Here is a 21,078-nt window from a genome sequence, read left to right on the forward strand (position 1 = left end):
CCCGCGTATGCCGCGGGGGCGTTGTTGTTGCCACGGCTTACGAGGCCGTTTCCGCCATGAGCGAACCAGACGTCAAGTCGCACAAGATCGAGTTCCCCTGCGACGATTACCCGATCAAGGTCATCGGTGACACCGTTGTCGGCTTCAAGGACACGGTGATCGAGATCCTCAGCAAGCACGCCAAGGTCGACCTTTCCACGCTGGCCGAGCGCCAGAGCAAGGAAGGCAAGTACACCACCGTGCAATTGCACATCGTTGCCGAAAGCGAGAACCAGTTGCACGATATCAACAGCGCCCTGCGCGCTACCGGCATCGTGAAAATGGTGCTCTGATGTCCGCCTGCCTCGGTTTTCGCGAGCTTGGCCTGCAGCCCTACGAACCGGTGCTGGAGGCCATGCGTCGCTTCACCGAGCAGCGCAGCCCGGACAGCCAGGATGAAGTCTGGCTGGTCGAGCACCCCGCGGTCTTCACCCAGGGCCAGGCCGGCAAGGCCGAGCACCTGCTGGTGCCGGGTGATATCCCGGTGGTGCAGACCGACCGCGGTGGCCAGGTAACCTACCATGGCCCCGGGCAGCTGGTGGCCTACCTGCTGCTGGATGTGCGCCGGCTGGGCTTTGGTGTGCGTGAGCTGGTCAGCCGTATCGAGCAGACCCTCATCGACCTGCTCGCCAGCTACGATGTCCAGGCAGCGGCCAAGCCCGATGCCCCGGGCGTCTATGTCGATGGAGCGAAAATCGCTTCCCTCGGCCTGCGAATCCGCAACGGCCGTTCGTTCCACGGCCTTGCCCTGAACGTGGACATGGACCTTGCGCCATTCCGCCGAATCAACCCCTGCGGCTATGCGGGGCTGGCGATGACCCAGCTGCGCGACCTGGCAGGTCCGATCGAACTCGACGAGGTCAGGACAAGGCTGCGCGGACAGCTGGTCAAGCACCTCGACTACGCTGAGCAGACGACCCTCACGGGCGGAATCGACTGAATATGACAACTGTGCAAGAAGCCGTGCCGAACCTGATACCTACCCAGGAAGCCACCTCGCGCCCAGCGCCGAAGAAGGTGGAAACCGGGGTCAAGCTGCGTGGTGCCGAAAAGGTGGCGCGCATCCCGGTGAAAATCATCCCTACCGACGAGCTGCCGAAAAAGCCCGACTGGATTCGCGTGCGTATCCCGGTGTCGCCCGAGGTAGACCGCATCAAGCAGCTGCTGCGCAAGCACAAGCTGCACAGTGTGTGCGAAGAGGCTTCCTGCCCGAACCTGGGCGAGTGCTTCTCCGGCGGCACAGCCACCTTCATGATCATGGGTGACATCTGCACCCGTCGTTGCCCGTTCTGCGACGTTGGTCATGGCCGGCCGAAACCGCTGGATCTGGACGAGCCGAAGAACCTGGCCATCGCCATCGCCGACCTGCGCCTGAAGTACGTGGTAATCACCTCGGTGGACCGCGACGACCTGCGTGACGGTGGTGCCCAGCACTTCGCCGATTGCATCCGCGAAATTCGCGCGCTGTCGCCGGGCGTGCAGCTGGAAACCCTGGTGCCGGACTACCGTGGGCGCATGGATATTGCCCTGGAGATCACCGCGCAAGAGCCGCCGGATGTGTTCAACCACAACCTCGAGACCGTACCGCGCCTGTACAAGGCCGCGCGCCCGGGTTCGGATTACGACTGGTCGCTGGACCTGCTGCAGAAGTTCAAGCAGCTGGTGCCGCACGTACCGACCAAATCGGGCCTGATGCTGGGCCTGGGCGAGACCGACGAGGAAGTGATCGAGGTGATGCACCGCATGCGCGAGCATGATATCGACATGCTCACCCTCGGCCAGTACCTGCAGCCGTCGCGCAGCCACCTGCCGGTGCAGCGTTTCGTCCACCCGGACACCTTCGCCTGGTTCGCCGAGGAAGGTTACAAGATGGGCTTCAAGAACGTCGCTTCCGGTCCGCTGGTGCGTTCCTCGTACCACGCTGACCAGCAGGCTCACGAAGCCAAGATCAAGCTCTGAGCCAAGACTGGAGCCATGCATGCCGATGCGCGCCGAAGGGCGGCATCGGCATTTTTGTTTGTGCCACACGCGCTGCAAGGAGCCGCGATGAATTGCGCCGAAACCTTCAAACCCAGCCTGCCAGCCGCGCTGCCGCGTAATGCCTGTTTTGCCATTGTCGCCCCGGCGGGCGCGGCGCGGCTGGATACGCACAAGGTCAACCAGTGGTTCGTTGATCGAGGTTACAGTTGCCGCATCTACCCGGGTGCCCTTCAGGCCCAGGGCTACCTGGCGGGGCCGGACCAGCAGCGTTTGCAGGACCTGCATGATGCCTTTGCCGACCCGGCCATCGACGCCATTCTGTGCATGCGTGGGGGGTACGGCAGCATGCGCCTGCTCGACCAGCTCGATTTCGAGCTGATCCGGTGCAACCCCAAGCCGCTGATCGGTTACAGCGACATCACCGCGCTGCACACGGCGATCTACCGGCATACCGGGCTGGTCACCTTCCATGGAGGGATGCTCAATGCCGACCTGCTGGGGGCCAAGTTGCCACCGACCGAAACTTCGTTGCTGGCGCAACTGGGTGGGCATGTGCGGGCAGGTGAGCAGATCGTGCACCCTGCTGACTTCGCCTTGAGCAGCCTGCTGCATGGGGCTGCCAGCGGGCCGCTGCTGGGCGGCAACCTGTCGATGCTGGGGGCGACCCTGGGGACGATTGCCGAGCTGGATACGCAGGGCTGCATCCTGTTCATCGAGGACGTCAACGAGCCGCTGTACCGGGTGGACCGCTTGCTCACCCAGTTGCGCCTGGCGGGCAAGCTGGAGGGGGTGAAGGGTGTGCTGGTGGGGGACTTTGCCGGTATTACCACTGCGGCGCTGACGCCCTTGCTGGAGGATATCTTCGCGCCGCTGGGTGTGCCGGTACTGGCCGGGTGGCGCAGTGGGCATTGTGACCCGAATGTGTGCTTGCCCTTGGGGGCTCGGGTCAGGCTGGACAGTGTTCGGCAGACACTGATGCTGGAGCAGGATCTTTTCCAGGCTTGAGATTGTCGGGGCTGCCTTGCAGCCCATCGCGACACGAGGCCGCTTCTACAGGAGAAGTGCTATCGCTTGTGGGAGCGGCCTTGTGTCGCGAAAGGGGCGCAACGCGCCCCCAGAATCCCACTATTTGCGCAGGCTCTCGAGCAGCTTGTGGGTCGGATACCCATCCGCCGGCCAGCCCAGCCCCTGCTGGGCATTGCGGATCGCCTTGCGGGTATTGGCACCAATGATGCCATCGGCATTGCCGGCTTCGTGCCCGTTGCTGTTCAGCAGGTTCTGCAGCTCCATGCGCTCGCTGCGGCTGAGCGGCAGGTCGTCTTTCGGCCAGCTGCCGGCAATGAAGCCCCAGCCCGTGAAGCGATCACCCAGCAGGCTTACCGCCAGCGCGTAGGACGACGAGTTGTTGTACTTGAGGATGGCGCGGAAGTTGTCCAGCACCAGGAACGCTGGGCCACGCGCGCCCGCTGGCAGCAGCAGGGCGGCAGACAGCTGGTTGCTACCCACGGGCAACTGGGTACCGGCAGGCAGTTTCACGCCCATTGCCAGCCACTCGCTCACCGGCTTGCGCAGCGCACCATCGGCCTGCCAGTAATCGAAGCCAGGGGGCACCTGTACCTCGAAGCCCCACGGCTGACCACGTTTCCAGCCCGAGCTCTGCAGGTAGTGCGCGGTCGAGGCCAGGGCGTCTGCCGTGCTGTTCCAGATGTCGCGGCGGCCATCGCCGTCGAAGTCCACGGCATGGGTGTTGTAGGTGGTCGGGATGAACTGGGTCTGGCCCATGGCGCCGGCCCACGAGCCGCGCATGGCTTCAGGCTGGATGTCGCCATGCTGGATGATCTGCAGCGCGGCGATCAACTGGTCCTGGGCGAACTGCGGGCGGCGGCCTTCGTAGGCCAGGGTAGCCAGCGAGCGGATCACCGACTTGTTGCCCTGGAACTGGCCGAAGTTGCTTTCCATGCCCCATATCGCGACCAGCACCTGGCGATCGACGCCATAGCGTTGCTCGATGCGGGTCAGCAGTTCGGCGTTCTGCTCCAGCAGTTTCTTGCCGTTGCGTACACGCAGGGGCGACAGGGCGCCTTCGAGGTATTCCCATACCGGGCGGGTGAACTCCGGCTGGCTGCGATCGGCCTTGATCACGTCCATGTCAGGGGTGATGCCGAGGAAGGCGCGGTCGAAGGTGTCCTGCGAAATGCCGGCTTGCAGGGCTTGCTGGCGGAAGCCCGCCTGCCATTGCGCGAAGGTTTGCAGAGGCTGGATTTCAGTGCTGCTGTCGGGCGTCGTGCCGGGCAGGGTCACCACCGGGGCGGGCTGGGCGGGGGCCAGCGGCAGGGCATCGGCAGCGGTGGGCTTTTCTGCGCAAGCCACGAGCAGGATGAAACTGGAGGCCGCGATCAGCTGACGGGTTTTCCAGCGGGGGAGAAGACTGAGAAGCATGCACAGATCCAGAATTGCAGGTCAGGTGACGACCATACCATGCCTGCGCTTTCGATGCTTTCATGCTGCCAAAAAGTAGGAAGCCTCCCAATCTCTCGATTGGAAGGCTTCGCGGCGGTAGCTGCCTTTGCCCTTGTTCGGTCGTTCCTGGCGGCAGCGGAACAGCGGTTGGGCGATGATTGACTTGGCCTTGTTGGGGCCGTGCTTTTTCGGCTTCTTGCTCATGGCGGGGTTCCCGGGTTGGGTGGGTTCGGGCGCACTGTAGGGCTTGGGGCAGGGTGGGGCCAATTGATTGTGTTTATGGTCCAGATGTTGGGGGCATTGCAGCCCTGTGGGAGCGGGCGTGCCCGCGAACACCGGCGAAGCCGGTGCCATCCACCGCGTCGCCTGCTTCGCGGGCATGCCCGCTCCCACAGCGGCCCCAATTACTCGGGGGGTAGCGCCAGGCGCTGGCCGGCCATCAGCAGCGACAAGCGCGCCAGGCCAGTCCAGGGCGAGCCCTCGGCCTGGCCCTTGATCTGTGCATCGATACGCTGGGCATCTTGCAGCAACTGCGCCCAGCGCTGCGCCGAGAGGCGCTGAAGGGCCTTGCTGACCAGTGGCCTGCGTTTGTCCCAGACCGGCGGGCGGGCCTGGCTGAAGGCCTTGTCCAGCGGTACGCCCTGGCTGAACTGCTGGGCCAGCCCGGCCAGCTGACGCAACTCACGGGCCAGGGCCCAGAGGATCACCGGTGGCTCCACGCCTTCACCGCGCAAGCCATCGAGCATGCGCAGGGCATGCGCGGCCTCGCCATTGAGAATGGCATCTACCAGGCCGAAGACATCGAAGCGGGCGCTATCGGCGACAGCGGCCTGCACGGTCTCCACGGTGATCTGGTTGCCCTCGGCGAGCAGCTTGAGCTTTTCGATTTCCTGCGCGGCAGCCAGCAGGTTGCCTTCCACGCGGGCGGCGATCAGGTCGACGGCGTCTCGCTGTGCCGACAGGCCGGCCTGCTGCAGGCGCTGATTGATCCACTGCGGCAGCTGGTGCACATCCACCGGCCAGATCTGGATGAACTGGCAGTGGGCACCTTCGATCAGGGCCTTGCCCCACTTGGTCTTCTGCGCGCTGCCGTCGAGCTTGGGCAGGCTGATCAGCAGCAGGGTGTCTTCGGCGGGGTTGGCGCAGTATTCCATCAGCGCCGCAGCGCCTTTGTCACCGGGCTTGCCCGAGGGCAGGCGCAATTCCAGCAGGCGGCGCTGGGCGAACAGGGACAGGCTGGCGCCGGCCTGGAGCAGGGTGCCCCAGTCGAAGTTGGCGTCGGCACTGAATACCTGGCGTTCGTCAAAGCCCTGCTGGCGTGCGGCGTTGCGGATGGCGTCGGCGGCTTCCTGGGACAGCAGCGGGTCGTCGCCGCTGACCACGTAGACTGGTGCCAGGGCGCCTTGCAGGTGCTTGTTGAGTTGGGCGGGGGCGAGCTTCATGGGGGACAGGCGGGGTACCCGAAGGTACCCCGCTCGGGCTTAGTTGCCCGGTACTTCCAATGGCGACTGCTGAGGCGTTTCGGCCTGCTGGCGGCGTGCGGCCTCCAGCGCAGCGGCTTCGGCCTTGGCACGCTCGTCGGCTTGACGTTGCAGCTCGTCCAGCTGGGACGGGGTCAGCATCTGCAGGCGAACGACCATGGCGTTGACCAGGTCGCGACGCATTTCTTCACGGGCGCGGTTGGCCTCCTGCTCGGAGCCGGTGATGTTCGAGCCGTCACGCACGTAGATCTTGCGTACTTCCAGCTTGTCGCTCATCAGCTCCAGGTTGTTCAGGCCCTGGATGCTGTAGTTCAGCACGGTGGTCAGCTCGTACTCGGCGGTACGGTTGCCACTGTTGTAGGTCGCCGAGCGCTCGCGCTCCTGCTCGTTGGTCAGCACCAGACGGTACGGTGCGCCAGCGTGCACGTTGACGCCGCTACGCTGCAGTACTTCACGCAGCTGAAGCACGGTCGGGCCGTAGGCGTTGCGGGCGCTGACGTCCATTTCCTTCACGCTAAGCTCGGTAGAACCGGTGCCGCGCAGCTGGAAACCGCAGGCGCTGAGCATGACCGCCAGGCCGATTACCAGCAAATTGCGTTTGATCATGTTGTTGCTCCCTTGTGGGCCTGTTCCGCCCGCCCGCAGTGGCTGCGGGCGGGCGTTGCCATCAGTTGGCGACGATGTTGACCAGCTTGCCCGGTACCACGATGACCTTGCGGATGGTCAGGCCATCGATGAAGCGCAGGACGTTCTCGTTGCTGCGCGCGGCGGCTTCGATTTCTTCGCGGCTGGCGGCGGCCGGCATCTCGACCTGGCCACGCAGCTTGCCGTTGACCTGCACCACCAGGGTGACGGTGTCCTGTACCAGGGCTGCCTCGTCGACGGCTGGCCAGCTGGCGTCGATGACGGCCTGCTGGTGGCCCAGCTGTTGCCACAGCTCGTGGGAGATGTGCGGGGTGATCGGTGCCAGCAGCAGGGTGACGGCCTCGAGGCCTTCCTGCAGCAGGGCGCGGTCCTGTTCAGTGGCCTGCGGGGCCTTTTCCAGCACGTTCATCACGGTCATCACCTGGGCGATGGCGGTGTTGAACTTGTGGAACTGGCCGACGTCGGTGCTGGCCTGCTTGATGGCAGCGTGGATGGCGCGGCGGATGACCTTCTGCGCGTCGTCCAGGGCGGCGACATCCAGCTTGCCCGGCAGGCCCTGGGCCACATGGGCCTGGGCCAGGCGCCAGACGCGGCGCAGGAAGCGGCTGGCACCTTCGACGCCGGAGTCGGACCATTCCAGGCTCATGTCGGGCGGCGAGGCGAACATCATGAACAGGCGGCAGGTGTCGGCGCCGTACTGGTCGATCATCGATTGCGGGTCGACGCCGTTGTTCTTCGACTTCGACATCTTTTCGGTGCCACCGATTTCCACCGGCAGGCCGTCGGTCTTCAGGCGGGCGCCAATGATCTTGGCCTTGGCATCGCGCTCGACCTCGACATCGGCCGGGTTGAACCAGTCCTTGCCGCCGTTGCTGGCCACACGGTAGTAGGTCTCGGCGACCACCATGCCCTGGGTCAGCAGGTTCTTGAACGGTTCGTTCGAGGTAACCAGGCCTTCGTCACGCATCAGCTTGTGGAAGAAGCGCGCGTACAACAGGTGCAGGATGGCGTGTTCGATACCGCCGATGTACTGGTCGACCGGCAGCCAGTGGTTGGCCGCTTTCGGGTCGACCATGCCACCTTCGTAGTTCGGCGAGGCGTAGCGGGCGAAGTACCAGGACGACTCGACGAAAGTGTCCATGGTGTCGGTTTCGCGCTTGGCCGCGGTGCCGCATTTCGGGCAGCTGCACTCGTAGAATTCAGGCATGCGCGCCAGCGGCGAACCGGCACCGTCCGGCACCACGTTCTCAGGCAGGGTGACCGGCAACTGGTCTTCCGGCACCGGTACGTCGCCGCAGGACGGGCAGTGGATGATCGGGATCGGGCAGCCCCAGTAGCGCTGGCGGCTGATACCCCAGTCGCGCAGGCGGAACTGGGTACGCGAATTGCCCAGCTCCTTGCGGATCAGGGCGGCTTCGATGGCGTCGAAGGCACCGGCGAAGTCCAGGCCGTCGAACTCGCCGGAGTTGATCAGTTGGCCGTGCTCGCCATAGGCGGCCAGCCACTCGCTGCCGACTTCATCGCCAGCGCTGGTGCGCACCACGGCCTTGACCGGCAGGTTGTACTTGTGGGCGAACTCGAAGTCGCGCTCGTCGTGGGCGGGCACGGCCATTACGGCGCCATCGCCGTAGTGCATCAGCACGTAGTTGGCGACCCACACCGGCAGCTTCTCGCCGGTCAGCGGGTGCTCGACCAGCAGGGAAGTGGCCATGCCCTTCTTCTCCTGGGTGGCCATGTCGGCTTCGGCAACGCTGCCGCTCTTGCACTCGTCGATGAACGCCTGCAGCGCCGGGTTGCCCTGGGCGGCCTGAGTGGCCAGCGGGTGCTCGGCGGCGACGGCGACGTAGGTGGCGCCCATCAGCGTGTCGGGACGGGTGGTGAAGACCTTGAGGGTGCCTTCGTGGCCGATGCTGGCCAGGTCGTACGGGAACTGCACTTCCATGCCGCGCGACTTGCCGATCCAGTTGCGCTGCATGGTCTTGACCTGCTCAGGCCAGCCCGGCAGCTCGTCGAGGCTTTCCAGCAGCTCGTCGGCGTAGTCGGTAATGCGGAAGTAGTACATCGGGATTTCGCGCTTCTCGATCAGCGCGCCCGAACGCCAGCCACGGCCGTCGATGACCTGCTCGTTGGCCAGTACGGTCTGGTCCGCCGGGTCCCAGTTCACGGTACCGTTCTTGCGGTAGATGATGCCTTTCTCGAACAGGCGGGTGAACAGCCACTGCTCCCAACGGTAGTAGTCGGGCTTGCAGGTGGTGACTTCACGTGCCCAGTCGATGGCCAGGCCCAGGCTCTTGAGCTGGGTCTTCATGTAGTCGATGTTTTCGTACGTCCACTTGGCCGGGGCGACGTTGTTCTTCATCGCCGCGTTTTCCGCGGGCATGCCGAAAGCGTCCCAGCCCATCGGCTGCAGGACGTTCTTGCCCAGCATGCGCTGGTAGCGGGCAATCACGTCACCGATGGTGTAGTTGCGCACGTGGCCCATGTGTAGCTTGCCGCTCGGGTACGGGAACATCGACAGGCAGTAGTAGGTGTCCTTGCCTGGCTGCTCGGTAACAGCGAACGATTGTTGCTCGTCCCAGAAGTTCTGGGCGGCGGCTTCGATATCACGGGGCGTGTATTGTTCGTGCATGGCTACTTTTTGCTGAGAGAGAAGAGACCTTGTTCCAGGCAGCGGAACCTCGCTGCGACCGGCACTCCGGTGTCGTTTAGAGTGAACGCCGTAGCATACAGCAGCGCTGCGCATCGTGGGAAACCTTCGTTGCGAATGCCCGCTGGTCGCGGCACACGGCTGCTTTTTGCAACGACGCTAAGCTCAGGTGTGGGGGGAGATGTTCTTATCTTCAATGAGGTGAACGGATGGGAGAGACGCAGCTACCCGTAATCAAACCGGAGCTATACGAACGCCTGATCGACCGGCTTGGCCTGGCGCTGGAAGTGGCCAGGACCTCGGTGCGATTGCGCGACGAAATGCCAGCCGAGCTGGAGTTGCGTGGCCTGAGCCACGCAGAGTTCGAACTGATCAAGGCCTACCTGGATTCCCTTCCGGAGCGCCACCATGCCTGTGTCGGCAGTTACCCACAAGCGGAGCCGACATCGGCCAGGATCATCTGGCTCAAGGACAAGAAACGCCCCGCCAGCACGGCGAGATCCAGGACGCTGCCACACCGCTAGCCGTTCAGGACGCCAGGCGCAGGCTATCGCGCGCCGGTTCTTCAAAATTTGCACAGCTCACGATCGGCGCCGGCCGCACCCTTGTTGACCGGCGTCGATCCTTCTAGGCTGCACGCCTGCCAAGGAGGTGTGGCCAATGCCGATCCGATTCTTCGTCAAACAATGGTTGATGCCGCCAGGTGTCCTGTTCCTGCTGCTGCTTGTGGCGTGGTGGCTGCGCCGCCGCCGGCCCAGGCTGGCAGCGCTGTGCTTTGCCGTGGGCCTTGGTGGCCTGTGGTTGATGAGCCTGCCGCTGGTGGTGCAGGAAACCGCCCGTGTGCTGGAGACGGAAGCGCCGCTGGCGGTAAGCGATTGGGCCGGCCTGGCAAGCCGGGCGGATGCCATCGTGGTACTGGGCGCCGGGCGTGAGCGGGGTGACCCGGCCTGGGGTGGCGGTGACCAGCCCACTGCCACGGCACTGGAGCGCATGCGCTTTGCCGCGCGGCTGGCCAAGGCTTCCGGCTTGCCGGTGCTGACCAGCGGCGGCTTGCACTATGGCACGCCGCCGAGCGAGGCGCGGTTGATGGCCGATCGCCTGCGTGAAGATTTCGGCGTCGAGGTGAAGTGGCAGGAAGAGGGCAGCCGCACGACCTGGGAGAATGCCCGGCTTACGGCCAAGGTGCTGCAGCCGTTGGGGATTCGCCGGGTGGTCGTGGTGACCCAGGCCTGGCACATGCAGCGCTCACGCTGGAGCTTCGAGCAGGCGGGGTTCGAGGTGGTGCCGGCGCCGGTCGGGTTCCTCGGGCGCGATCATGCACGGCCGTTTGGCGGGTTGCTGCCGGAGAGCCGGGCGATGTGGCAGAGCGGGCAATTGCTCAATGAAGTGGCGGGGTTGGTGGGGTATCGGCTGCTTTATTGAGCCTTGTGTTGCCTGTACCGGCCTNNAACCCGCTCCCACAGGATTCCCGCAGGCGTCGAGAATGGTGGAGGACCTGTGGGAGCGGGTTTACCCGCGAAGAGGCCGGTACAGGCGGCATCATCAGACGGTCTTGGCAATGCGTCCGGCCAGCAATGCCCAACCCAGCAACAGCGCACAGACAATCGCCAGCGGCCACGAACGCCATTGCAGGTAAGGCGTCAGGTTCTGCATCGGCACCACCTCACCATACAACACCGCCTGCTGGAACTGCGGTACCTGCGTGGTAATGCGGCCAAACGGGTCGATCAGCGCAGTCACGCCATTGTTGGTGGCGCGGATCATCCAGCGACCGGCTTCCAGCGCGCGCATCTGTGCCATCTGCAGGTGCTGCAACGGGCCGATCGATGTGCCGAACCAGGTGTCGTTGCTGATGGTCAGCAGCAGGTCGCTGCGGGCCGCCAGGCCAGCGGCGAACTCGGGGTAGACCACTTCGTAGCAGATGTACGGCGCAATCTGGTAGCCCTTGGCCTGCAGCAGCGGCTGATCTTCCGGCCCGCGAGCGAAGTCCGACATGGGCAGGTTGAAGAACTCGATAGCGCCACGCAGCATGTCCTGTAGCGGCACATACTCGCCAAACGGCACCAGCTTCTGCTTGAGGTAGGTGCCATCGCCTTCACCGGTAACGGTGATACCGTTGTAGTAGCGGCGCTGGTGGTGCACCACTTCACGCACCGGCACGCCGGTGATCAGCGCCGAATGCCGTTCGGCGGCGAACCGGCCCATCACGTCGATATAGCCCTGGGCCTGGTCCTTGAGCACCGGCACCGCGGTTTCCGGCCACACCAGCAGGTCTACCGGCCTGGAGCTGAAGCTCAGGTCACGGTACAGCGCCAGTTGTGCGTCGATGTGCGCCGGGTCCCATTTCAGGTCCTGGGCGACGTTGCCCTGGATGGCCGCCACTTTCAGCGGGTCGCCCGCCGGCTTGGTCCAAGCATGGCCCTTGAGCACCAGGCCCAGCACCCATGGGGCCAGCAACAGCAGGCAGCCCACCGCCAGGAACGAGGGGCGGGCGCGCAGGCGGTGCAGGTTGCACAGCAGGGCGGCGGTCAGGGCCAGGGCGAAGGAAATCAGCCACACGCCGCCCAGCGGCGCCAGGCCGGCCAGCGGGCCGTCCAGCTGGCTGTAGCCGGCGTAGAGCCAGGGGAAACCGGTCAGGAACCAGCCGCGGAAGGCCTCTTGCAGCAGCCACAGGGCGGCGAAGCACAGGGCGTCGGCCAGCGGTGCTTCGCTGCGCCGCAACCAGCGGGCCCACAGCCAGGTGGGCAGGGCGAAGAACCAGGCCAGGGCGGCGAAGAACGCCAGCAGCAGCAGGATCGCCAGCAGCGGCGAGGCGCCGCCGTAGGTGTTCATGCTGACGTAGATCCACCAGGTGCCGGCGCCGTACAGGCCGAAGCCGAACCACCAGCCACGCCACATGGCCTGGAGCGGGCTGAGCTCGCGCAGGCCAAGGTAGAGCAGGGCGATGGACAACACGGCCAATGGCCAGATGTCGAACGGCGCCAGGGCCAGCAGAGTGGAGGCGCCGGCCGCCAGGGCCAGCAGGTTACCGGGCCAGCCGGGGCGGGTGATCCAACGCATGTTTGTCCTTAACGGGTGATCGGTGTCAGGCGCAGCAAGTGTATCCGCCGGCTGTCGGCATTGAGAATACGGAACTTGTAAGGGCCGATCTCGGTGGTTTCGTTGCGCTTGGGCAGGTGACCGAAGGCGCTCATCACCAGGCCGCCGACCGTATCGAACTCGTCATCGGAGAATTCGCTGTCGAAGAACTCGTTGAAGTTCTCGATCGGGGTAAGTGCCTTGACCAGGAAGTCACCGCTGGGCAGCGGCTTGATGTAGCTGTCTTCCTCGACGTCGTGCTCGTCTTCGATGTCACCGACGATCTGCTCCAGCACGTCTTCGATGGTGACCAGGCCGGCCACGCCGCCGTACTCGTCAATGACGATGGCCATGTGGTTATGGTTGGCGCGGAACTCGCGCAGCAGCACGTTCAGTCGCTTGGACTCGGGCACGAACGTGGCCGGGCGCAGCAGGTCCTTGATGTTGAAGCTGTCGCCGTTCTCCTTGAGGATCAGCGGCAGCAGGTCTTTGGCGAGCAGGATCCCGAGCACATCGTCGTGGCTTTCGCCGATCACCGGGTAGCGCGAGTGCGCGGCGTCGATCACCGCCGGCAGGAACTCGCGCGGCGACTGGCTGGCCTTGATGCTGATCATCTGCGAACGCGGCACCATGATGTCGCGAACCTGCAGGTCAGCCACCTGGATGGCGCCTTCGACGATGGTCAGCGCTTCGCTGTCCAGCAGTTTGTTCTGATGGGCTTCGCGCAGCAGCTCCAGGAGTTGCTGGCGGTTTTTCGGCTCATGGGCAAAAGCCTGGGTCAGTTTACCCAGCCAGGACTTCTGCCCGTTGCTCGATCGATCTTCGCTCATGGCGGTTCTCGTGATCCTTCGTGTATCAGTGTGTGAGGGTGTCGGTTTCATCGTCGGCGTACGGGTCGGGGTGACCCAGTTCTGCCAGCAATTCCCGTTCCAGGCCTTCCATTTCCTCGGCTTCCTCATCCTCGATGTGGTCGTAGCCGAGCAGGTGCAGGCAGCCGTGGATGACCAGGTGCGCCCAGTGCGCTTCCAGCGACTTGCCTTGTTCGGCGGCTTCGCGCTCGACCACCGGTACGCAGATCACCAGGTCGCCCAGCAGCGGGATATCGAGCAGGTCATCGGGTACGTCGGCCGGGAACGACAGCACATTGGTCGCGTAGTCCTTGTGCCGGTAGGTGTGGTTCAGCTCGCGGCCTTCGGCTTCGTCGACCAGGCGAATGGTCATTTCCGAGTCGGCGCTGCGCTGGCGCAGGGCCAGTTCGCACCAGCGGCGGAAGGCGGTGTCATCCGGGGCGGCAGCATCCGTGGCCCGTTGAATATCGAGTTCAAGCATCTTTGCCGGGCGCCTCGGGCTTGGCCTGGCGAGCATCGAAGCGGTCGTAGGCCTCGACAATGCGCTGCACCAGTGGGTGACGAACCACATCTTTGGGTTGGAAATGGGTGAAACTGATCCCCGGAACGTCCTTCAGCACCTCGATGACGTGCGCCAGGCCCGACTTGGTGCCACGGGGCAGGTCGACCTGGGTGATGTCACCGGTGATGACTGCGGTGGAGCCGAAACCGATGCGGGTGAGGAACATCTTCATCTGTTCCAGCGTGGTGTTCTGGCTTTCGTCGAGGATGATGAAGCTGTTGTTCAGCGTGCGGCCACGCATGTAGGCCAGCGGGGCGATCTCGATCACCTGGCGCTCGATCAGCTTGGCCACGTGTTCGAAGCCGAGCATTTCGTACAGGGCGTCGTACAGCGGGCGCAGGTACGGGTCGATCTTCTGGGCCAGGTCGCCGGGCAGGAAGCCGAGCTTTTCGCCCGCCTCGACCGCCGGGCGCACCAGCAGGATACGGCGCACCTGTTCGCGCTCCAGCGCGTCCACGGCGCAGGCCACGGCCAGGTAGGTCTTGCCGGTACCGGCCGGGCCGATGCCGAAGTTGATGTCGTTGGCCAGGATTTCCTTGACGTAGCGTTGCTGGTTGACCCCGCGCGGGCGGATGTTGCCCTTGCGCGTGCGCAGCGACACGCTGACCTCGTTGACGGCCGGGTTGTCGATGTTCTCGACGGTCGATTCCTGCAGGTACAGGTGCACGGTTTCCGGCGACAGGTCGCTGGCCTTGGTCTCGCGGTAGAGACGGCGCAGCAGCTGTTCGGCAGCGGAGGTGGTCTTGGGTTCGCCGATCAGCTCGAACTGATTGCCGCGGTTGCGGATCTCGATGGCCAGGCGCTGTTCGATCAGGCGCAGGTGCTCGTCGAACTGGCCGCACAAGTTGGCGAAACGGTGGGCCTCGAAAGGTTCGAGGATGAAACGATGGGGTTCTATGGGTGCGTTCAAGGTCGTTTTTAGCCGCTCGACGGCAATGGATGTGAACTCAAGAATAACCCTTGAATGGCAGTGGCGAAAGCACTGAAACGTTCAACGGTATGTACTGCCTGTTTCGGCCTCTTCGCGGGTAAACCCGCTGCCACAGGGATTGCACTGTTCCTGAGGGCTGCGCAGAACCTGTGGGAGCGGGTTTACCCGCGAAGGGGCCGGCACTGCTATGATGCCCGCCTTTTCTTACGCATGTGTTTATCCTGCCGAACATGAGCAAACGCGAACCTGCCATCTATAAAGTGATCTTCCTCAACCAGGGGCAGGTCTTCGAGATATATGCCAAGCAGATCTACCAGAGCGACCTGTGGGGTTTCCTGGAAATCGAGGAGTTCGTGTTCGGCGAGCGCTCGCAGTTGCTGGTGGACCCGAGCGAGGAGAAGCTCAAGAGCCAGTTCGAGGGGGTGATCCGCAGTTTCGTGCCGATGCACTCGATCGTACGCATCGACGAGGTGGAGCGCCTGGGCACGGCCAAGATCAGCGAAGCCAAGGGCGGCGGCAACGTGATGCCGTTCCCCATGCCGATGCCGGAAAAGTAAGCCTCAGGGGAGTGGCGAGAACGGCGTGCGCCCTTCGGCGTTCTGCAGCTCCAGCAGGTACTTGCGGAAGATCTGGCCGAGCACCTGGGTGGCATGCTCCAGCTCGTCGCGGGGCATTTGCTCGGTCACTTCGTCGGCCATGTCCAGCGCATCTTCGGCGCCGTTGACCGCGGCCATCTTCAGCAGGATGTAGGCCTGCACGTTGTTGGCCTTGACCCCTTCGCCACGGAAGAACATGGCGCCCAGGCGGTACTGCGCCTCGGCATGGCCTTGCAGCGAGGCCTTTTCGAACCAGTTCAGGGCTTTGTTCAGGTTTTTCGGTGTTTGCGTGTAGTAGTACTCGCCCAGTTCGAATTGTGCCTGGGCATCCCCCGTCGTTGCCGTCTGCTCGCAAGCCTTGAGGGCGTTTGCCAGGTCTTCAGGCTGGACATTCAAGGTGCAGCGGCCCGTCGCCGGAATCAGCAACGAGTTACCGCCCTCCGCCAGGGCCAGCAGGGGCTGAAGAAGCAACAGGCAGCCCAGGGTCAGGGCGCGGCCGGTGCGGTTCATGGGGATCGACTTACCTCTGCAAAGCTGCGGCCAATGTCTCTGGTGGCACATTATGGGATAAGCGGCGCCAACCTTACAAAGTTTTACTCGATTTTCTGCTTGGTTGGGGAAGTCAGCTGATTGTGCATGGGTATTTATTGCCTGTGCCGGCCTCTTCGCGGGTGAACCCGCTCCCACAGGGACCGCGCCGCTTTCAAGGGTTGCGCAGTCCCTGTGGGAGCGGGTTTACCCGCGAAAGGGCCGGTACAGACACAGCATTACTTCAGGGCTGCAAAAGCCTTTTCAGCCGCATCCAGGGTGATCTGCAGCTCCTTGTCGCCATGGGCGATGGAGGTGAAGCCCGCCTCGAACGCACTCGGTGCCAGGTACACGCCACCGTCGAGCATCAGGTGGAAGAAGCGCTTGAAGCGCTCGGCATCGCTGGCCATCACGTCGTCGAAGGTGACGATGTCGTCGGCGCCGCTGAAGTACAGGCCGAACATGGCACCAGCCTGGGTGGTGACGAACGGCACGCCAGCGGCATCGGCGCGCTGTTGCAGGCCGTCGAGCATGCGGCTGGTGTAGTCGGTCAGCTCGGCGTGGAAGCCCGGGCGGCTGATCAGCTTCAGGGTGGTCAGGCCGGCGGCCATGGCCAGCGGGTTGCCCGACAGGGTGCCAGCCTGGTAGACCGGGCCGAGCGGGGCGATGCAGCCCATGATTTCACGCTTGCCGCCGAAGCAGCCGACCGGCATGCCGCCACCGACGATCTTGCCGAAGGTCGACAGGTCCGGCTTGATGCCATAGTGGCCCTGGGCGCCGCCGAGCGAGACGCGGAAACCGGTCATCACTTCGTCGAAGATCAACACCACGCCGTGCTTGTCGCACTGCTCGCGCAGGCCTTCGAGGAAGCCTGGCGCCGGCGGTACGCAGTTCATGTTGCCGGCCACCGGCTCGACGATGATGCAGGCTACGGTCTGGCCGACTTCGGCGAGGGTTTTCTCGACGGCGGCGATGTCGTTGAACGGCAAGGTCAGGGTGTGCTTGGCGAAGTCCGCCGGCACACCGGCCGAGCTCGGCACGCCCTGGGTCAGCAGGCCGGAGCCGGCTTTTACCAGCAGGCTGTCGGAGTGGCCGTGGTAGCAGCCTTCGAACTTGATGATGGCGTCACGGCCGGTGTAGCCACGGGCCAGGCGGATGGCGCTCATGGTGGCCTCGGTGCCCGAGCTGACCATGCGCACCATCTCCATGGACGGCACCAGCGAGCAGACCAGGTCGGCCATTTCGGTTTCCATGGCGGTCGGTGCGCCATAGGACAGGCCGTGCTCCAGCTGCCTGCGTACCGAGTCCAGTACCTGCGGGTGGCCGTGGCCGAGGATCATCGGGCCCCAGGAGCCTACGTAGTCGACGTAGCGCTTGTCATCCTCGTCAACGACGTAGGCGCCTTCGGCATGCTTGAAGAACAGCGGCGTGCCGCCAACGCTCTTGAAAGCGCGGACCGGCGAGTTGACGCCACCGGGGATGTGCTTCTGGGCTTGGGCGAACAGGGCTTCGGAACGGGACATGGAAGGTTCTCTCGAATCAGGATGCGAACAAGGCATTGAAGGCGCGGGCGCGGCGGGTGACTTCCTGCGCGCTGTCGGCACCGAACAGGCCGTGGATCACCGCCAGCAGGTCGGCGCCATGGGCGACCAGCGGGGCGGCGTTGTCGAGGGTAATGCCGCCGATCACTGCAATCGGCAGCTTCATCCGGGCGCGAGCCTGCTCCAGCAGTTCGATGTTGGCAGCGGGGGCGCCGGGCTTGGTGACGGAGTTGAAGAAGCGGCCGAAGGCCACGTAGCTGGCACCTTCGCTGGCAGCCTGGGCAGCCAGTTCGAGGCTGGCGTGGCAGGTGGAGCCGATGATCGCCTGGCGGCCAAGCAGGGCGCGGGCCGGGGTCAGTGGGCCGTCGGTCTGGCCCAGGTGCACGCCGACGCCCAGGCGCGCGGCCAGTTCGGCATCGTCGTTGATGATCAGCTGGGTGCCGTAGCGCTCGCAGAGCTTCATCAGCCCTTCGGCCTCACGCAGGCGCCGTGCCGCGTCGTCACTTTTATCGCGGTACTGCAGCAGGCACACGCCGCCTTCCAGTGCCGCCTCGACATGGGACAGGAAACGGCCAGCGAGCAGCTGGCTGTCGGTGATGGCGTACAGACCGCGTAGCTTCATTGGAGGCCTCGTGTCAGGAGCAGAAATCCAGTGGCAGGCGGCGCGGCACGTACTGGCCCTTGCCCAGTTGCTCGGCGTCACGCAGGGTGCGCCAGGTGTAGTCCAGAGCGCTGCGCACGGCGCTCTCCAGCTGCTCGCCGAGGGCCAGGCGGCCGGCCAGGGCACTGGCCAGGGTGCAGCCCGAGCCGTGGTAGCTGCCCGGCAGGCGCTGGCAGGTCCAGGTGTGGCGCTGGCCATCGCGGCTGTACAGGCGGTTGTGAATTTCGTCTTCGTCGCCGTGACCGCCGGTAATCAGCAGGTGTCTACAGAACGGCAACAGTTTTTCGGCACACTCGTCGGCGGTGCCTTCGGGCAGTTCGGCCAGGATGCGGGCTTCGGGCAGGTTCGGCGTAGCGATGGTCGCCAGCGGCAGCAGGCGTTCGCGCAGGGCGTAGCCCACTTCGTCCTTGCCCAGGCGGCCACCACCACCTGCACGCAGTACCGGGTCGCAGACCAGCGGCAGGTGCGGGTGGTCGGCCAGCAGTTCGGCGACGGTGTCGACCATCTCGATCGAACCGAGCATGCCGAGCTTGACGGCGGCCACCGTGGCGTCGGCCAGCACGGCGTTGGCCTGGGCCAGCACCCACTCGCGGTCAAGCACGCGGAAGTCGGAAACGTTGACGGTATCCTGCACGGTCAGGGCGGTCACTGCGGGTGCGGCGTGACAGCCTTGGGCGATCAGGGCTTCGATATCTGCCTGCAGGCCGGCGCCGCCACTGGGGTCGTGGCCGGAGAGACAGAGGACAACGGGGCGGGAGCTGTAGGTATTCATGGTCGGCGAGCTTACCACCAATCCTGTTTGGGCGGATCGTCCGACAAACGCGTTTTACTGATCGAACGGTCAGAATTTTTTGTTTATTGCTCGTGAAAGTATTGATTTAGAGCCTTTTCTTTGGTTTTTGATATGGCCGATTGCCAGGTTGCGAAGCTATGCTAGAGTGCTCGGATAACTCTACTAACGGGTTCTGCCGGATCGTGTCGTCTCAAACGGATGGGAGGCAACCGCGACTCGACTGGACAGGCCATGCTGGGGCTGTATGCGCTATTTGCTGATTGTGCTTCTGGGCTTGCTGCCCATGGTGGCCGGAGCCGTCGATTTCGACGACGCTACCCGGCATCTTCCGCTTGGCAAGGCCATGCAGGTTTATGAAGACCTCGATGGCAGTGCCAGCATCACCCAGGTCAGTGCCCCTGGGTTCGCCGAGCACTTTCGCCCCCATCTCGAAGACGTGCTGAACGCCGGTTATTCCACCTCGGTGTTCTGGCTCAAGGTCGAGCTGCGTCCTGTCGCCGCGCCCGGCGCTGCCCCACGGCAATGGTTGCTGGAGCTGGCCTATCCACCGCTGGACCACCTGGAGCTGTACCTGCCCGACCGCAGTGGCAGTTACCGTCTGGCCCAGCGCACCGGTGACGCCTTGCCCTACGACAGCCGGCAGATCCGGCAGAACAACTACCTGTTCGAGTTGCAGCTGCCTCCTGGCCAGGTAACCACCGCCTACCTGCGCCTGCACAGCCAGGGCTCGGTGCAGGCGCCGCTGGCGCTGTGGTCCGCCGAGGCCTACATGGAGCAGCAGCCCACGCGCCTGTATGTGCTGGGGATGATCTACGGCGTGCTGCTGGTGATGCTGGTGTACAACCTGTTCATCTACCTCAGCGTGCGCGACGTCAGCTACCTCTACTACATCCTCTATATCGCTTCGTTCGGCTTTTACCAGGTGTCGGTGAATGGCGCCGGTGTGGCCTACTTCTGGCCGGACAGCCCCTGGTGGGCGAATGCCTCGACGCCGCTGTTCATTGGTGCCGCGGGCCTGTTCGGTTGCCAGTTCGCCCGGCATTTCCTGCAACTGGGCAGCATCAGCCGTGGTTTGGACCGGCTGCTGCAGCTGCTGATGCTGGGTGGCGCGCTGGTCATGGTGCTGGCGGTGAGCATGCCCTACGGCGTCGCCCTGCGCATGGCCACGGTGCTGGCGTTGCTGTTTACCGTGAGCATCTTCGCTGCCGGGCTGTACGCCTGGTGGCGTGGCTTGCGCGTGGCACGCTGGTTCATCATCGCCTGGACGGCGTTCCTGCTCGGTGGCCTGGTCAACACCCTGATGGTGCTGGGCTACCTGCCAAACGTGTTCATCACCATGTATGCCAGCCAGTTGGGGTCGGCGCTGGAGGTGGCCTTGCTGTCGCTGGCGCTGGCCGACCGTATCAACAGCTTGCGCGAGCAGCAGGCGCAGACCTTGCGTGACACCGGGCGCACGCTGGAGCAATTGAACCTGCAACTGGCCAGGAGCAACCGGCTGAAAGACGAATTCCTGGCCTGCGTGACCCATGAGCTGCGCACGCCGATGAATGGCGTGATCGGCTCGCTGGAGCTGATGCACACCCTGCCGATGGAGGCCGAGATGGCCCAGTACCACCGCACGGCGGTGGGGTCGGCCCAGGGCATGATGGACATGGTCGATGCCATTCTTACCCTGTCCGAACTGCAGGCCGGCCGCCTGCGCGCGCAGCCTGCGCCGTTCAGCCTGCGTGCCCTGCTGCAGGGCTTGCGCGCCGGTTATGCCGGGCAGGCTTTGGGCAAAGGCTTGTACCTGAGCCTGGACATCCCCGCCGATTTGCCGGACGAACTGCTGGGCGACGGCCAGAAACTGGCCCGCTGCCTGGGGTGCCTGGTGGACAACGGGCTGAAGTTCACCCACCAGGGCGGGGTAATGATCCAGGTGCGCGGCCGCCGGGCGGGGCTGGATGACCTGGCGTTGACCTTCATTGTCAGCGACAGCGGTATTGGCTTCGATGACCTGGACCAGTCGACCCTGTATCAGCGCTTCTTCCAGGTCGATGGCTCGATGACCCGGCGTTATGGCGGGCTGGGGATTGGGTTGTCGATTTGCCGGCAGATGGGGGAATTGCTGGGGGCGAAGTTGTCGCATGAGTCGACGCGGGGGTTGGGCAGCCGGTTCGAGTTGAGTTTGAACATGGCTATTGCGCAGGTGCAGATGAGCCCGCACATACTGCAGGCGCGGCAGTCGCTGTGAAGGCATGGCATTTGGTTGGGGCTGACAGGTGTTTGCCACAACAGGTTCAGCGCCT

Annotated in this window: 21 protein-coding genes; 8 read left to right on the top strand and 13 right to left on the bottom strand. The window is 64.4% G+C overall.

The window, feature by feature from the left end; all coding sequences use genetic code 11:
* Window positions 1–56 precede the first annotated feature (56 nt).
* From M2S36_RS06475 to M2S36_RS06490, 4 genes are all read left to right on the top strand, one after another.
* Window positions 57–332, top strand: coding sequence for a DUF493 domain-containing protein (locus M2S36_RS06475; protein ID WP_003249736.1), 276 nt, complete (start codon window positions 57–59; stop codon window positions 330–332).
* Complete coding sequence (lipB, locus tag M2S36_RS06480) at window positions 332–979, top strand: lipoyl(octanoyl) transferase LipB (protein ID WP_013974352.1); 648 nt, start codon at window positions 332–334, stop codon at window positions 977–979. Before M2S36_RS06475 ends, lipB begins: the two co-directional genes overlap by 1 nt.
* Before the next feature lie 2 nt (window positions 980–981).
* Window positions 982–1,998, top strand: a complete 1,017-nt coding sequence (gene lipA / locus M2S36_RS06485; protein ID WP_233687358.1) for a lipoyl synthase — start codon at window positions 982–984, stop codon at window positions 1,996–1,998.
* An 87-nt stretch (window positions 1,999–2,085) separates the two neighbouring features.
* Entirely contained in the window at window positions 2,086–3,024 is a 939-nt protein-coding gene (locus M2S36_RS06490) for a S66 peptidase family protein (RefSeq protein WP_333956845.1), read from the top strand.
* Window positions 3,025–3,144: 120 nt separating this feature from the next.
* Here the strand turns inward: M2S36_RS06490 and M2S36_RS06495 are convergent, their stop codons facing one another.
* The 5 genes from M2S36_RS06495 to leuS form a co-directional block, all read right to left on the bottom strand.
* A complete protein-coding gene (locus M2S36_RS06495; RefSeq protein ID WP_233687360.1) occupies window positions 3,145–4,458 on the bottom strand; it encodes a lytic murein transglycosylase in 1,314 nt (437 codons plus the stop codon).
* A 60-nt stretch (window positions 4,459–4,518) separates the two neighbouring features.
* On the bottom strand, window positions 4,519–4,683 hold the full coding sequence (gene arfA / locus M2S36_RS06500) for an alternative ribosome rescue factor ArfA (protein WP_025340762.1): 165 nt from the start codon (window positions 4,681–4,683) through the stop codon (window positions 4,519–4,521).
* Between the two features lie 200 nt (window positions 4,684–4,883).
* On the bottom strand, window positions 4,884–5,921 hold the full coding sequence (holA, locus tag M2S36_RS06505; protein ID WP_233687361.1) for a DNA polymerase III subunit delta: 1,038 nt from the start codon (window positions 5,919–5,921) through the stop codon (window positions 4,884–4,886).
* A 39-nt stretch (window positions 5,922–5,960) separates the two neighbouring features.
* Window positions 5,961–6,566 carry an LPS-assembly lipoprotein LptE gene (locus tag M2S36_RS06510; RefSeq protein WP_207834268.1) on the bottom strand — a complete coding sequence of 202 codons (606 nt, stop codon included), beginning with the start codon at window positions 6,564–6,566 and terminating at the stop codon, window positions 5,961–5,963.
* Window positions 6,567–6,627: 61 nt separating this feature from the next.
* A complete protein-coding gene (leuS, locus tag M2S36_RS06515) occupies window positions 6,628–9,234 on the bottom strand; it encodes a leucine--tRNA ligase (protein ID WP_333956846.1) in 2,607 nt (868 codons plus the stop codon).
* Window positions 9,235–9,461: 227 nt separating this feature from the next.
* Here leuS and M2S36_RS06520 point away from each other — a divergent pair, with 227 nt between their 5' ends.
* A complete protein-coding gene (locus tag M2S36_RS06520; protein ID WP_207834270.1) occupies window positions 9,462–9,776 on the top strand; it encodes a hypothetical protein in 315 nt (104 codons plus the stop codon).
* Window positions 9,777–9,912: 136 nt separating this feature from the next.
* Window positions 9,913–10,674 (top strand): YdcF family protein, encoded by a 762-nt coding sequence (locus M2S36_RS06525; protein ID WP_207834271.1) that lies wholly within the window; start codon window positions 9,913–9,915, stop codon window positions 10,672–10,674.
* Between the two features lie 120 nt (window positions 10,675–10,794).
* Here the strand turns inward: M2S36_RS06525 and lnt are convergent, their stop codons facing one another.
* The 4 genes from lnt to M2S36_RS06545 are packed head-to-tail and all read right to left on the bottom strand — an operon-like array spanning window position 10,795 to window position 14,650.
* Complete coding sequence (gene lnt / locus M2S36_RS06530) at window positions 10,795–12,312, bottom strand: apolipoprotein N-acyltransferase (protein ID WP_333956847.1); 1,518 nt, start codon at window positions 12,310–12,312, stop codon at window positions 10,795–10,797.
* Between the two features lie 8 nt (window positions 12,313–12,320).
* On the bottom strand, window positions 12,321–13,160 hold the full coding sequence (locus tag M2S36_RS06535; protein WP_003257584.1) for an HlyC/CorC family transporter: 840 nt from the start codon (window positions 13,158–13,160) through the stop codon (window positions 12,321–12,323).
* A gap of 25 nt (window positions 13,161–13,185) precedes the next feature.
* Complete coding sequence (gene ybeY / locus M2S36_RS06540; RefSeq protein WP_133975639.1) at window positions 13,186–13,659, bottom strand: rRNA maturation RNase YbeY; 474 nt, start codon at window positions 13,657–13,659, stop codon at window positions 13,186–13,188.
* A complete protein-coding gene (locus M2S36_RS06545) occupies window positions 13,652–14,650 on the bottom strand; it encodes a PhoH family protein (RefSeq protein WP_112253612.1) in 999 nt (332 codons plus the stop codon). The genes ybeY and M2S36_RS06545 overlap by 8 nt, the downstream gene beginning before the upstream one ends.
* A 251-nt stretch (window positions 14,651–14,901) precedes the next feature.
* On the opposite strand from M2S36_RS06545, the gene M2S36_RS06550 reads away from it, so the two are divergent.
* Window positions 14,902–15,228, top strand: a complete 327-nt coding sequence (locus M2S36_RS06550) for a DUF1820 family protein (protein ID WP_207834274.1) — start codon at window positions 14,902–14,904, stop codon at window positions 15,226–15,228.
* Between the two features lie 3 nt (window positions 15,229–15,231).
* Here the strand turns inward: M2S36_RS06550 and M2S36_RS06555 are convergent, their stop codons facing one another.
* From M2S36_RS06555 to M2S36_RS06570, 4 genes are all read right to left on the bottom strand, one after another.
* On the bottom strand, window positions 15,232–15,777 hold the full coding sequence (locus M2S36_RS06555) for a tetratricopeptide repeat protein (RefSeq protein WP_063911841.1): 546 nt from the start codon (window positions 15,775–15,777) through the stop codon (window positions 15,232–15,234).
* A gap of 257 nt (window positions 15,778–16,034) precedes the next feature.
* Window positions 16,035–17,318 (bottom strand): glutamate-1-semialdehyde 2,1-aminomutase, encoded by a 1,284-nt coding sequence (gene hemL / locus M2S36_RS06560; protein WP_063911840.1) that lies wholly within the window; start codon window positions 17,316–17,318, stop codon window positions 16,035–16,037.
* A gap of 16 nt (window positions 17,319–17,334) precedes the next feature.
* The gene (gene thiE / locus M2S36_RS06565) at window positions 17,335–17,958 is read right to left on the bottom strand and encodes a thiamine phosphate synthase (RefSeq protein WP_207834275.1); all 624 of its coding nucleotides are present in this window, start codon (window positions 17,956–17,958) and stop codon (window positions 17,335–17,337) included.
* A gap of 13 nt (window positions 17,959–17,971) precedes the next feature.
* Window positions 17,972–18,769, bottom strand: coding sequence for a hydroxymethylpyrimidine/phosphomethylpyrimidine kinase (locus M2S36_RS06570; protein ID WP_207834276.1), 798 nt, complete (start codon window positions 18,767–18,769; stop codon window positions 17,972–17,974).
* A 265-nt stretch (window positions 18,770–19,034) separates the two neighbouring features.
* Here M2S36_RS06570 and M2S36_RS06575 point away from each other — a divergent pair, with 265 nt between their 5' ends.
* Window positions 19,035–21,023 (top strand): sensor histidine kinase, encoded by a 1,989-nt coding sequence (locus M2S36_RS06575; protein ID WP_207834277.1) that lies wholly within the window; start codon window positions 19,035–19,037, stop codon window positions 21,021–21,023.
* Window positions 21,024–21,078: the final 55 nt, after the last annotated feature.

The sequence above is a fragment of the Pseudomonas sp. SF2 genome, assembly GCF_036858055.1.
In the GTDB taxonomy this organism is placed as follows: Bacteria; Pseudomonadota; Gammaproteobacteria; order Pseudomonadales; family Pseudomonadaceae; genus Aquipseudomonas.

What these genes read in the sequence shown, in the direction of transcription:
- M2S36_RS06475 (WP_003249736.1), top strand. Translation starts at nt 57, where the DNA reads ATGAGCGAACCAGACGTCAAGTCGCACAAGATCGAGTTCCCCTGCGAC.
- lipB (WP_013974352.1), top strand. Translation starts at nt 332, where the DNA reads ATGTCCGCCTGCCTCGGTTTTCGCGAGCTTGGCCTGCAGCCCTACGAA.
- lipA (WP_233687358.1), top strand. Translation starts at nt 982, where the DNA reads ATGACAACTGTGCAAGAAGCCGTGCCGAACCTGATACCTACCCAGGAA.
- M2S36_RS06490 (WP_333956845.1), top strand. Translation starts at nt 2,086, where the DNA reads ATGAATTGCGCCGAAACCTTCAAACCCAGCCTGCCAGCCGCGCTGCCG.
- M2S36_RS06495 (WP_233687360.1), bottom strand. Translation starts at nt 4,458, where the DNA reads ATGCTTCTCAGTCTTCTCCCCCGCTGGAAAACCCGTCAGCTGATCGCG.
- arfA (WP_025340762.1), bottom strand. Translation starts at nt 4,683, where the DNA reads ATGAGCAAGAAGCCGAAAAAGCACGGCCCCAACAAGGCCAAGTCAATC.
- holA (WP_233687361.1), bottom strand. Translation starts at nt 5,921, where the DNA reads ATGAAGCTCGCCCCCGCCCAACTCAACAAGCACCTGCAAGGCGCCCTG.
- M2S36_RS06510 (WP_207834268.1), bottom strand. Translation starts at nt 6,566, where the DNA reads ATGATCAAACGCAATTTGCTGGTAATCGGCCTGGCGGTCATGCTCAGC.
- leuS (WP_333956846.1), bottom strand. Translation starts at nt 9,234, where the DNA reads ATGCACGAACAATACACGCCCCGTGATATCGAAGCCGCCGCCCAGAAC.
- M2S36_RS06520 (WP_207834270.1), top strand. Translation starts at nt 9,462, where the DNA reads ATGGGAGAGACGCAGCTACCCGTAATCAAACCGGAGCTATACGAACGC.
- M2S36_RS06525 (WP_207834271.1), top strand. Translation starts at nt 9,913, where the DNA reads ATGCCGATCCGATTCTTCGTCAAACAATGGTTGATGCCGCCAGGTGTC.
- lnt (WP_333956847.1), bottom strand. Translation starts at nt 12,312, where the DNA reads ATGCGTTGGATCACCCGCCCCGGCTGGCCCGGTAACCTGCTGGCCCTG.
- M2S36_RS06535 (WP_003257584.1), bottom strand. Translation starts at nt 13,160, where the DNA reads ATGAGCGAAGATCGATCGAGCAACGGGCAGAAGTCCTGGCTGGGTAAA.
- ybeY (WP_133975639.1), bottom strand. Translation starts at nt 13,659, where the DNA reads ATGCTTGAACTCGATATTCAACGGGCCACGGATGCTGCCGCCCCGGAT.
- M2S36_RS06550 (WP_207834274.1), top strand. Translation starts at nt 14,902, where the DNA reads ATGAGCAAACGCGAACCTGCCATCTATAAAGTGATCTTCCTCAACCAG.
- M2S36_RS06555 (WP_063911841.1), bottom strand. Translation starts at nt 15,777, where the DNA reads ATGAACCGCACCGGCCGCGCCCTGACCCTGGGCTGCCTGTTGCTTCTT.
- hemL (WP_063911840.1), bottom strand. Translation starts at nt 17,318, where the DNA reads ATGTCCCGTTCCGAAGCCCTGTTCGCCCAAGCCCAGAAGCACATCCCC.
- thiE (WP_207834275.1), bottom strand. Translation starts at nt 17,958, where the DNA reads ATGAAGCTACGCGGTCTGTACGCCATCACCGACAGCCAGCTGCTCGCT.
- M2S36_RS06570 (WP_207834276.1), bottom strand. Translation starts at nt 18,769, where the DNA reads ATGAATACCTACAGCTCCCGCCCCGTTGTCCTCTGTCTCTCCGGCCAC.
- M2S36_RS06575 (WP_207834277.1), top strand. Translation starts at nt 19,035, where the DNA reads ATGCGCTATTTGCTGATTGTGCTTCTGGGCTTGCTGCCCATGGTGGCC.